The sequence below is a fragment of the Rhodococcus sp. O3 genome (genome assembly GCF_048897285.1).
Taxonomy (GTDB): Bacteria; Actinomycetota; Actinomycetes; order Mycobacteriales; family Mycobacteriaceae; genus Rhodococcus.
On record NZ_JBMBTE010000041.1, the window covers coordinates 34451 to 45599 of the forward strand.

The 11149-nt window shown below is 69.7% G+C and carries 11 protein-coding genes and 1 pseudogene; 8 read left to right on the forward strand and 4 right to left on the reverse strand.

Going from position 1 to position 11149, the window contains the following annotated elements; genetic code table 11:
- Positions 1–81: 81 nt before the first annotated feature.
- Positions 82–756 carry a GOLPH3/VPS74 family protein gene (locus ACN675_RS13885; RefSeq protein WP_420751394.1) on the reverse strand — a complete coding sequence of 225 codons (675 nt, stop codon included), beginning with the start codon at positions 754–756 and terminating at the stop codon, positions 82–84.
- 134 nt (positions 757–890) lie between these two features.
- Here ACN675_RS13885 and ACN675_RS13890 point away from each other — a divergent pair, with 134 nt between their 5' ends.
- The gene (locus tag ACN675_RS13890; RefSeq protein ID WP_420751395.1) at positions 891–2804 is read left to right on the forward strand and encodes a propionyl-CoA synthetase; all 1914 of its coding nucleotides are present in this window, start codon (positions 891–893) and stop codon (positions 2802–2804) included.
- A 36-nt stretch (positions 2805–2840) separates the two neighbouring features.
- Here ACN675_RS13890 and ACN675_RS13895 read toward each other — a convergent pair whose 3' ends face one another.
- Positions 2841–3911, reverse strand: a complete 1071-nt coding sequence (locus ACN675_RS13895) for a YihY/virulence factor BrkB family protein (RefSeq protein ID WP_420751396.1) — start codon at positions 3909–3911, stop codon at positions 2841–2843.
- 74 nt (positions 3912–3985) lie between these two features.
- Here ACN675_RS13895 and ACN675_RS13900 point away from each other — a divergent pair, with 74 nt between their 5' ends.
- On the forward strand, positions 3986–4492 hold the full coding sequence (locus ACN675_RS13900) for a flavin reductase family protein (protein ID WP_420751397.1): 507 nt from the start codon (positions 3986–3988) through the stop codon (positions 4490–4492).
- A gap of 52 nt (positions 4493–4544) precedes the next feature.
- Here the strand turns inward: ACN675_RS13900 and ACN675_RS13905 are convergent, their stop codons facing one another.
- Positions 4545–5438: a type IV toxin-antitoxin system AbiEi family antitoxin domain-containing protein gene (locus ACN675_RS13905; RefSeq protein WP_420751398.1), complete on the reverse strand. Its 894-nt coding sequence runs from the start codon at positions 5436–5438 to the stop codon at positions 4545–4547.
- A 180-nt stretch (positions 5439–5618) separates the two neighbouring features.
- Here ACN675_RS13905 and ACN675_RS13910 point away from each other — a divergent pair, with 180 nt between their 5' ends.
- Genes ACN675_RS13910 through ACN675_RS13920 form a run of 3 tightly spaced genes read left to right on the forward strand, consistent with a single transcriptional unit; the run spans position 5619 to position 7412 of the window.
- Complete coding sequence (locus tag ACN675_RS13910; protein ID WP_420751399.1) at positions 5619–6395, forward strand: pyrimidine reductase family protein; 777 nt, start codon at positions 5619–5621, stop codon at positions 6393–6395.
- Positions 6388–6873, forward strand: a complete 486-nt coding sequence (locus tag ACN675_RS13915) for a CinA family protein (RefSeq protein WP_420751400.1) — start codon at positions 6388–6390, stop codon at positions 6871–6873. Before ACN675_RS13910 ends, ACN675_RS13915 begins: the two co-directional genes overlap by 8 nt.
- Before the next feature lie 50 nt (positions 6874–6923).
- The gene (locus tag ACN675_RS13920; RefSeq protein WP_420751401.1) at positions 6924–7412 is read left to right on the forward strand and encodes a hypothetical protein; all 489 of its coding nucleotides are present in this window, start codon (positions 6924–6926) and stop codon (positions 7410–7412) included.
- 4 nt (positions 7413–7416) lie between these two features.
- Here the strand turns inward: ACN675_RS13920 and ACN675_RS13925 are convergent, their stop codons facing one another.
- On the reverse strand, positions 7417–9216 hold the full coding sequence (locus tag ACN675_RS13925; RefSeq protein ID WP_420751402.1) for an acyl-CoA dehydrogenase: 1800 nt from the start codon (positions 9214–9216) through the stop codon (positions 7417–7419).
- 93 nt (positions 9217–9309) lie between these two features.
- On the opposite strand from ACN675_RS13925, the gene ACN675_RS13930 reads away from it, so the two are divergent.
- The 3 genes and pseudogenes from ACN675_RS13930 to ACN675_RS13940 all read left to right on the forward strand — a co-directional run.
- Entirely contained in the window at positions 9310–9969 is a 660-nt protein-coding gene (locus ACN675_RS13930) for a TetR/AcrR family transcriptional regulator (protein ID WP_420751403.1), read from the forward strand.
- Positions 9966–10670: a response regulator transcription factor gene (locus ACN675_RS13935; RefSeq protein WP_420751404.1), complete on the forward strand. Its 705-nt coding sequence runs from the start codon at positions 9966–9968 to the stop codon at positions 10668–10670. Before ACN675_RS13930 ends, ACN675_RS13935 begins: the two co-directional genes overlap by 4 nt.
- A pseudogene (locus ACN675_RS13940) lies at positions 10670–11149 on the forward strand (two-component sensor histidine kinase); the annotation flags it as partial. The gene ACN675_RS13935 and the pseudogene ACN675_RS13940, both read left to right, overlap by 1 nt.

The window sequence follows — 11149 nt, forward strand, 5'->3', positions numbered from 1 at the left end:
CGACCGGGCAGGCTGCGAGGGATCGGCCCGGGAGTGACCGGCGCCGGATTCTCCGGTGACCCGGCGCGGCGATATTCCTGCTCACCCGCTAGAGGCCGCGACGGCTCCCGCGGTGACGGCCGCGATCATGGCGGTGTTGACCGCCTCGACCGCCTGACGGACCGCGGCTCCCGCCCATTCCCCTTCGGCGATCTCCTTCGCGCGCTTGTTCACGGCACGCTTGTCCGCGTCCGGGAACACCTTCGAGGCCGCGGAGACTGCCGAGAGCATCGAGATCAGGGCCGCGGTCCGTGGCGACGGGGTGAGACCGTCGACCAGCGCGGCGCGCAGTTCGGCGCGCACGTGCCGCTCGTGGCTCTCGTCCACCGCGGGCCACCGGCGCGTCGTGAACAGTCCGAGGATCCGACCGCGGTCTTCCCGCAGCCATCCCCGATCGACGATCCGATCGATCAGCGTGTCCTGCAGCCCCTTGGTGAGCTTCTCGATCGCCGACGTCGGTTTCATCGGTTTCGCGTCGGCGAGCCTGCGGGTGGCGTCGGCGAGCACCGAATCGTCCGGCGCCGAATCCGGGCGCACCACGAGCCGGCCCTTCCGGACGACGCTGCCGTCGACGTCGGGCGTGACGGCCCCGGCGAGTGCGAGTTCGAGCAGCACCGCCCCGGCCAGCACCCGCGGCAATCGGGTACCGTCCACGATCGGCTTGCCCGATTCGTCGTCCAGCAGCAACAGCAGCAGGTCTTCGGCGAGCAGCGTCATGCAACCCACGCTACTGCCCGCCACCCGCTCGTCGACCGATTCGGACCGTCCGGCGCACGGCACCCGCACGGAACCGCGGGGTGGCGCCCGGGGCACCGTTCGGTCGCATAAGGTGTTCGGCGTCACAGTGCTGTGTGGAGGAAGGACACGAATCGATGAGCTCGTACGCGGAGGCGTTCCGGCAGAGTGTGGAAGACCCGGAGACATTCTGGCTCGACGCCGCGCGCGGAGTGGACTGGGTGAACGCACCGACCCGGGCTCTCGACGGTTCCGAAGCGCCCAGCTTCCGCTGGTTCCCGGACGGCACGCTCAACACCAGCGTCAACGCACTGGACCGGCACGTGCAGGCCGGCCACGGCGACCGCACCGCGCTGATCTGGGACTCGGCGATGGTCCCGGCCAAGCGCACCTACACCTATTCCGAGCTGCTCGACGAGGTCGCCGTGTTCGCCGGCGTGCTGCGTGACCAGGGCATCGTCGCCGGGGACCGTGTCATCGTCTACATGCCGATGATCCCGGAGGCAGCCATCGCGATGCTCGCGTGCGCCCGCATCGGCGCCGTGCACTCGGTGGTGTTCGGCGGGTTCGCCGCGAAGGAACTGGCCACCCGTATCGACGACGCGCAACCGGCGCTCCTGGTGACCGCGTCCGGCGGTCTCGAGCCGGGCCGCACCGTCGAATACCTCCCCATGGTCGAACAGGCGATCGGCTTGTCGCAGACCCCGCCGCACACCGTGATCGTCAAGGACCGCGAGTCCATCCCGGGCTCGGCCGCGGACTACAAGACCTCGTCGGCGGCGTGGTTCGACTGGGACGAGCTGGTCGCCGACGCCACACCGGCCGATCCGGTCCCGGTCGCCGCCACCGACCCGCTGTACATCCTGTACACCTCGGGGACCACCGGGAAGCCGAAGGGTGTGGTCCGCGACAACGGCGGTCACGCGGTCGCGCTGACCTGGTCGATGCGCAACATCTACGACATCTCCGCCGGTGACGTGTGGTGGACGGCTTCCGACGTCGGCTGGGTCGTCGGCCACTCCTACATCGTGTACGGGCCGCTGCTCGTCGGCGCGACGACCGTGATGTACGAGGGCAAGCCGGTGGGCACCCCCGACGCGGGCGCGTTCTGGCGGATCATCTCCGAATACGGTGTCCGTGCGCTGTTCACCGCGCCCACCGCGATCCGCGCCGTCCGCAAGGCCGATCCGAACGCCGAGGAGCTGAAGAAGTACGACATCTCGTCGCTGCGGACGTTGTTCGCGGCCGGCGAGCGTCTCGACCCGGACACCTACGAATGGGCGACCGCCGTCCTCGGCCGCCCCGTCGTCGACCACTGGTGGCAGACCGAGACCGGCTGGGCGATCGCAGCGAATCTGCGTGGCCTCGAACCGATGCCGCTCAAGGCCGGCTCCCCCACCGTCCCGGTTCCGGGCTACCGCGTCGAAATCGTCGACGGCGAAGGCAAGCCCGTCGAGGCCGGCACCGAGGGCAACATCGTCATCGCGCTACCGTTGCCGCCCGGCACCCTCACCGGTCTGTGGCGCGACGAGGACCGCTACCGCCGCTCCTACCTCGACACGTTCCCCGGCTACTACCTCACCGGCGACTCGGGGTACATCGACGAGGACGGCTACGTGTTCGTCCTCGGCCGCTCCGACGACGTCATCAACGTTGCCGGACACCGCCTTTCGACAGGAAGCATGGAGGCGGTCGTGGCGTCGCACCCCGCGGTCGCCGAGTGCGCGGTCATCGGCATCCGCGACGAGCTCAAGGGCCAGCGGCCCAGCGGCTACGTCGTCCTCAAGGCCGGCGTCGAGATCGATCCGGAGACGCTCCGGCAGGAACTGGTCGCGATGGTCCGCGAACAGATCGGCGCCGTCGCAACCTTCCGCGACGTGACCGTGGTGCAGGCGCTGCCGAAGACCCGCTCCGGCAAGATCCTGCGGAAGACCATGCGGCAGATCGCCGATCACGAGCAGTACACGGTTCCCTCGACCATCGAGGACCCCGCGGTGCTCGAGGCGCTGGAGCGGCAGCTCGGCGGCTAGAGCAGAAGACGCAGGGGCCCCGCCGCCGAGAGCTGCTCAGCGGCGGGGTCCTTCCGTGTCGTGACCGGCGCCGGTGCGCAGCTGTCGTCCGTAGTCGACGAGTTCCTGCAGTTTCGCGTCGTTCTTCTCGCTCACCCGGGTGTCGCGCTCGGGCAGCTGCAGCGACTCCTCTGCGGCGATGCCGGCCTGCAGCTGGCGGCCGCGCTCGAGTTCCGCATCGAATTCGGCCCCGAACAGTAGCGCCAGGTTCGTGATCCACAGCCACAGCAGGAAGATCACCGCACCGGCGAGCGAACCGTACGTGCGGTCGTAACTGCCGAAGTTGGAGACGTAGAACGCGAAGATCACCGAGGCTGCGATCCAGGTGCCGATCGCGATGACCGATCCGAGACTGAGCCACCGGAACTTCGGTTGCGCCACATTGGGTGTGACGTAGTAGAGCACCGCCACGATCACCACGACGAGCACGAGCATCACCGGCCATTTGGCGATGTTCCACACGGTGACCGCGGTGTCGCCGAGCCCGACGGCATCGCCGAGGGCACGCGCGACCGGACCGCTGATCACGAGCATCGCGGCGGTCGCGCCGGCGGCGACGAGCGCCAGCGCCGTGACGAGCAGCATCAGCGGCCGCAGTTTCCACACCGGCCGGCCCTCGTCGATCTCGTAGATGCGATTCATCGCCCGGCCGAACGCGCCGACGTAGCCCGACGCGGTCCACAGCGCGGCGAGGATACCGATGATCAGCGCGAGCCCGGCGGACGGAGCGTTCACGAGCTGCTCCACCGGTTCACGCAGGGTGTCCACCGCCGAGGCGGGACCCAATTCCTCGACCATCTGCATCATTCCGTCGACCGTGGATCGTCCCTGCCCGACCACGCCGAGCAGCGACACCACCACGAGCAGCGCGGGAAACAGCGACAGCACCGCGTAGTAGGTGAGCGCGGCGGCGAGGTCCGTGCACTGGTCGCGGCCGAATTCGCGCACTGTCCTGCGGATCACGTACTTCCACGACGGTTTCGTCAGATCCGTCGGTGAGTCCGGTTTGCGGGGATCGTCGGGCGCGACCGTCCCACCGGTGCGTCCCGAACCTTCGTCGACCGTCATGGCAGCGTGAGTACCCGCGCTCGGCGGCCGATCAAACGCGCGCGCCCGGCCTCGATCCGACGTACGATGCGGCGATGTCCGATCCCATCAGCGGCTCGAGCGACGGGTTCTCCGCGATCGTGGACCGCCTCGACTATCCGATGTTCGTGGTGACCACGCGCGCGGCGAACGAACGCAGCGGGTGCCTGGTCGGTTTCGCCACCCAGGCGGGGATCGACCCACCGCGGTTCCTCGTGGGCCTGTCCGACAAGAACCGCACGTTCCGGGTGGCCACCGCGGCCGACCATCTCGCCGTGCACGTCCTCGACCAGCGGAACCTGTCGCTGGCCACGCTGTTCGGCGGGGAGACCGGCGACGAGGTGGACAAGTTCGCGCACTGCCGCTGGAGCGAGGGTCCGCACGGGCTGCCCATCCTGGACGATGCCGCGGCCTGGTTCACCGGCGAGATCCTCGGCCGGTTCGAACTCGGCGACCATGTCGGTTTCCTGCTCGCCCCCGACGAAGGCGAACTCCGCAGCGACCTCACCGACCTCGTGACGTTCCGCGACGTACGCGACATCGACGCCGGCCACGACGCGTGACGACGGCTCTCCCGACATCCGCTAGGTCCCCGGTCAAACTTCCCGACGATCGTCACAGCGTCTGACTGGGCGCCGAGCGGATACGGCGGAGTGCCCTCCCGAACCGCGCCACGACCGTCTCGAAGCGGAAAAGCTCCGGCCAGGTCCAGCGGACCACCTCGAACCCGAGGTCGCGCAACGCGTCCTCTCGCCGTTTCTCGGCGCGGACGTCGCCGACCTCCTCGTACTTGACCATGCCGTCGAACTCGCCGATGATCCCCCACTGCTCCCAGAAGAAGTCGACGCGCGCGACGAACACGCCACCGGGGGTGCGGATCGTCCGCTGCAGGTCGGGGTCGGGTATGCCGCTGTCGCGCAACCGCAGCCGGCTGAGGGATTCGCCAGGGCTCTCGCTGTGTCCGTCGAGGAAGCCTACGACGCGCCGGGCTGCGGCAATCCCGGTTCGCGGCACGTCGAGCGGACCGTCGAAACACAGGTCCGGGTAGCGACGCAGGGCGCTGTCGCCGATCACGACGGCTTCGTCCTCGCTCACCGTCCGGGCGAGGTCGACGACGGTACGAGCCGGGGACGTGACGCACACGCCGTCGAGTTCGACGACGTCCCCGTCGAGCCTCCCGGCGTGCACGTCGCGCGTCTCCGACCGATACCCTCCGGCGTCGCGCCCGTTGGTGACGTGCACCTGCCCCAGGTCGGTACGCCACACGTCGAACCCGTGCAGGACGGCGGCGGAGATGTGGCTGATCGCCGCGGCCGGCCCGAGCTTCGCCCCCGCGGCCCGCGCGTAGATCGTGTGCCGACCGACGTCGTCGAGGTGCCGTAGTCCCTCGTTGTCGAGATAGACGCCGGGCGTGAGCCGTGCGAGGTCGCCGCGTCGTACCGCCCGCCGCAGTTCGGCGTCGGTACGGCCGGCAGCGAGAGCGTCGCGTCGGAACAGCGGTTCTGCCATGACCGCCAGCGTGCCGCACGACGACGCGCGCTTTCCCCGGTGAACCGGTGATCCGCGGCGATCTGTGGATGGATGCGCCGCCTGTGGAATTCGTATCCGCTCGGTGGCCAGCCATCCTTCCCGACGATCGGACCAGCGGATAGCTGGCGGCACCGCGGATACCCGTGATCTGATCGGAGGATGCGCCGCCTCGACGACCCGATCGATCCCGCCCGCACACTCGACGACGCCGGCCTGCGCGCCCTGTACGCCTATCCCCCGCAATCGGACGGGCCGTGGATCCGCGTCAACTTCGTGTCGTCGCTCGACGGTGCCGTCGCGGTGGACGGCCGCTCCGGCGGGCTCGGGACCCCGGCCGACAAGAAGGTCTTCGGGATGCTGCGTGAGCTCGCCGAGGTGATCGTCGTCGGGGCGGGCACGGCCCGGGGTGAGAACTACGGGGGTGCACGCACGAGCCCGGCGCTGCGCGAACGCCGGGCAGCGGCGGGGCTGCCCGAGATCGCGCCGATCGTGGTGGTCACCGCGTCGGGGGATCTCGATCCGCAGATGCGGCTGTTCACCGACACGTTCGTGCCGCCGGTTGTGTTCACCAGTGCCCGGGTATCCGATGCGAAGCGTCGCGCGTTGATCGATGCCGGCGCGGACGTGCGGGTCGTCGCCGACCACGAGATCGACGGCACCAGCCTCGTCTCGGCGCTCGCCGACGCCGGCTGGCGCCGGGTGCTGTGCGAGGGTGGCCCGAGATTGTTCGGCACCCTGATCGCCGACGGGGTGGTCGACGAGCTGTGCCTGACGCTCGCGCCGATGCTGGCGGCCGGTTCGGCGGGTCGCATCGCGACCGCCCCGGTGTCGGCGCCGACGTCGATGCGACGCGAGCACTTGCTGGCCGACGACGACGGAACACTGCTGGGCCGGTGGGTCCGGTCCGAACACCGGGAAGGGGACTCGAATGAGTGACGTGGCGGACGGCACGCGGCAGTCCGAGGAACTGGTCGAGCGGCTCGCCGACCTCACGGATGCCCACGGGTACACGGTGGCGTGCGCGGAGTCGCTGACGTCGGGGGCGATCGCCTCGCGACTCGGCGCCGGTCCGGGAAGCTCGGAATGGTTCCGCGGCGGCATCGTGGCGTATTCGCGGTCCGTCAAGCACGGTCTGCTGAAGGTGCCCGAGGGTCCGGTGGTGTGCGAGGCGGCGGCGCGGGCGATGGCAGAGCACACGGCGCGGCTGCTGGATGCCGATCTCGTCGTCGCCGTCACCGGAGCCGGTGGACCCGACCCGCAGGACGGACGTCCCCCGGGCACAGTGTGTTTCGCGACGACCGGACCGGGCGGCACCCGCTACGAGGAGCGGTACTTCGAAGGCGATCCGGAAAAGGTGCTGGCGAAGACGGTGCGTCACGCCCTGACGTTGCTGGTGGACCGCGCCTCGGCCTGACGGCGGTAATTCGGGTGCGTGCCGGTGCACGCGGCATCTACCGTACGAGCATGCAGGTTGTGTTCACCAAGGGTCCCGGCACCAGCTACGACATCGCCGTACATCGTGGGACCGGTGCGGTGCTGGCTCCGCGCAACGGTCCCGGCGGTCATCCCTATCTGCCGCACGACCTGGTGCATCTGCTCGTCGAGCAGGTGGCCGGTATCGAACTCGGGGTGTTCGGGCAGCTCGCGGCGGGTGACAACGGCCTGTTCTGGCCGGCCGATCCCGCCGAGCGGGCGAAAGCCGCCCGTCACCGGAAGTCCAAGGGCGCCAAGCTCTCCGATCGGGCGAAGAAGGACATGGGCCGATCGGAGGAGCTGGCGGGAATCGCCGTTCCGGTGTGGGAGGTGCGGCGCGGGTTCGCGAAATCTCTGCCCGCGTACGTCACCCGCAACGAGATTCCACCCGTCGTCGAGCAGATCGTCGGACGACTCGACGATTACGCCGACCGGTGGCATGCGCTCCCGGTCGGCGAATCTCTCACCGTGCCATGGTGATAGCTCAGAACACCTCGGGCGAGACGTCGAGCGTGGTGCGGTCCAGACTGTCGAGCAGGTCGAACTGGGGTCCGGTCTTCGGCAGTTCGAAACGGTAGAAGTACCGGGCGGCAGCGCGCTTGCCGTCGAAGAAGGCGCCCTCGCGGTCGCCGACGGCGAGGAGCTGTTCGAGCCAGATCCACGCGACCACCACGTGTCCGACCGCTTCGAGGTAGACCGACGAGTTCGCCAGCGCCAGTTCGGGATCGCGGCCCGCCCACAGCTTCGCGGTGGTGGTACCGACGCGCACGACGGCCGCCTCCAGCTCTTGCGCGTACTCGGCGGCGGCGCCGCCGGCGGCCCGCGCCTTCGCGACGGTCGCGGCGATGGTCTCCCCCAGCAGCGCCAGACCGGCACCGCCCTTCATGATCACCTTGCGGCCGAGCAGGTCCAGGCCCTGGATGCCGTGAGTGCCCTCGTGGATCTGGTTGAGCCGGTTGTCGCGGTAGAACTGCTCGACGTCGAACTCGCGGGTGTAGCCGTAGCCGCCGTGCACCTGGATCGCGAGACTGTTCGCCTCGAGGCACCACTGCGAGGGCCACGACTTCGCGATCGGGGTGAGCACGTCGAGCAGCAGGCCGGCGCGGTCGCGGGCGTCGGCGTCCGCGGCGCTGCGCTCCTCGTCGACGAGCTTGGAGCAGTACAGCCCGAGCGCGAGGGCACCCTCGACGTATGCCTTCTGCGCCAGCAGCATGCGGCGGACATCGGCGTGCTCGATGAGCGGCACCTGCGCGGAGGCGGGGTCCTTGTCGGCGAGCGGACGGCCCTGCGTGCGGGTGCGCGCGTACTCGAGCGACTGCAGATACCCGGTGTAGCCGAGGGCGGTCGCGAGGAATCCGACGCCGATGCGCGCCTCGTTCATCAACAGGAACATGTACGACAGGCCCTTGTTGGCCTCGCCGAGCAGGTACCCGACCGCCCCCTCGCGCCCGCCGGGGGTGAAGGACCCGTCGCCGAAGTTCAGCAGCGTGTTGGTGGTGCCGCGGTTGCCCATCTTGTGGTTCAGGCCCACGAGGGCGACGTCGTTGCGTTCGCCGAGCGTGCCGTCGGCGTTCACGAGGAACTTCGGGACGATGAACAGCGAAATGCCCTTGACGCCGGCCGGTCCGCCGGGGATCTTCGCGAGCACCAGGTGGACGATGTTCTCGGTCAGCTCGTGGTCGCCGCCGGAGATCCACATCTTGGTGCCGGTCAGGCGGTAGGTGCCGTCGTCCTGAGGGACGGCCTTGGTGGTGATGTCGGCGAGCGACGAGCCGGCCTGCGGCTCGGACAGGCACATGGTGCCGAAGAACCGGCCCTCGAGCAGTGACGGAACGTACGTCGCGACCTGCTCCTCGGTGCCGTGGGTGGCGATGACGTTGGCGTTGCCGACGGTGAGGAAGGGGTACGCGGAGGTTCCGGCGTTCGCGGCCTGGAACCACGCCATCGCCGCGCGCAGCACGGTCACCGGCAGCTGCGTGCCACCGAGCGACTCGTCGAAGCTCGCGGAGAGCAGCCCGGCCTTGGAGAACTGGTCGAGGGCCTCCTTGACCTCGGGGATCATCTCGACGCGCCCGTCCTCGCCGATGCGCGGTTCCTCGGCGTCGGCCTTCTTGTTGTGCGTGGCGAAATGCTTGGTGGCGAGGTCGGCGCTGAGGTCGAGGATGCCGTCGAACGTCTCGCGGGAGTGCTCGGCGAAGTAGGGGCGGCCGGTCAGCGACACGACGTCGAGCCAGTCGTACAGCAGGAAGTCGAGGTCACGCCGGGACAGGACGGGAGCGGGCATGGCTATCCTTTCAGGACGACTAAGCGCTCACTTAGTAAACCGGTGACGGTGCATGATGTCAATGAGCACCCCGATCGACCAGGACGGACAACCATGACCGACAGCACCGCCACCACCGCCGGGCCCGGCGACCCCGCCGCCCTGACCGGCGTCAAGTCAGACGTCGCGCGGCGCCTCGTGCTGTCGGCCGTGGACTCGTTCGCCCGGCGCGGCTACCACGCCACGACCACCCGCGACATCTCGGTCGGTGCAGGGCTGAGCCCCGCCGCGCTCTACGTGCACTTTCCCTCCAAGGAGGAGGTGCTGTTCGAAGCGAGCCGCATCGGGCACCGGTTCGTCCTCGACTCGATCACCGCGGCCGCCGCCGGTGCGGAGACTCCCGTCGACCGGATCCGCGCGATCGTCGACCGGTTCGTGCGCATCCACGCCGAACACCACACGATGTGCCGCGTCGCCCAGTACGAACTGCACGCCCTCACCGACGAGCACTACCGGGAGATCGCGGAGATCCGGCGGGCCACCGACGCGGTGATCCGCGAGGAGATCCAGCGCGGCGTCGACGCGGGTGCGTTCACCGTCGGCGACGTCCCCACCGCGGCGCTGGCGATCCTCTCGCTCGGCATCGACGTCTCCCGCTGGTACCAGCCCGGCCGCATGGACATCGACGCGCTCGCCGGCAACTACGTCGCACTGGTGCTGTCCATGCTCGGCGCCGCCCCGGATGCGAACGCACGGGGCACAATGCCCACATGAGCGCCCACGCCACCGTCCTGGTCGTCGACGACGACGAGGACGTGCTCGCGTCGCTGCGCCGCGGACTGCGCCTGTCCGGTTTCGCGGTCCTGACCGCCACGGACGGTCACGACGCGCTCGCGGTCGTCGAGCAGCAGCGGCCCGACGCGATGGTCCTGGACATGAACATGCCGATCCTCGACGGCACCGGCGTGGTGACCGCGCTGCGCGAGGCGGGTGACGACATCCCGATCTGCGTGCTCAGCGCCCGCAGTGCCGTCGACGACCGCATCGCCGGTCTCGAAGCCGGCGCCGACGACTACCTCACCAAACCGTTCGTGCTCGCCGAACTGGTTGCACGAATCAAGGCGATGCTGCGTCGCGGGCGAGGCGGGGGACGCGGGCGGGGTGGCGTTCCCTCTGCGACCGTGCGGGTCGGTGACCTCGAACTCGACCCCGCCGGTCGGCGCGTGCACCTCGCCGGGGTGCCGGTCGAACTGACCAAACGCGAGTTCGAGCTGCTCGAGGTGCTGGCACGCAACGCCGGGATCGTGCTGCCCCGCGACCGCCTGCTGTCGCTGGTGTGGGGCTATGACTTCGCATCCGACACGAACGTCGTGGACGTGTTCGTCGGATACCTGCGCCGCAAGCTCGAGGCCGGCGGCGCACCCCGACTCGTGCACACCGTGCGCGGAGTCGGGTTCGTGATGCGAGAACCTTGATGCCACACCGTTTTTCACTTCGAGCGCGGGTTGCGGCGGCAACCGCGTTGGGCACGACCGTGGTCGTCGGCGTGCTCGGGGTGCTCGTCGCGATCGAGATCGACCGCAACAACCTCGCCCAGCTCGATCGCCGCCTCGACACCGCCGCGCAGGTTCTCGTCGCCAACGCCGGGACCGCCGGATTGTTCCTGCCCGCGCTCGGCGACGCCGGCGCGTTCGCGGTGACGATCCGCGCCGAGAAGGACGGCCGCGTGCGCACCAGTACCCCGACGCAGCTTCCCGAACTCGACCTCGGTGCCCACACCGTCACCGTCGGCGACGTCCCCTACCGCGCCGTCACCGCACCGGTCGAGGCGACGCGCGCCCGCCTGTCGGTCGCCGTTCCGTACGCGGAGGCACAGGACATCACGACCACGCAGCATCGGCAGCTCGCCGTCGCCGGGCTGGGCGCGATCGCGGTCGCCACCGGTCTCGGCTGG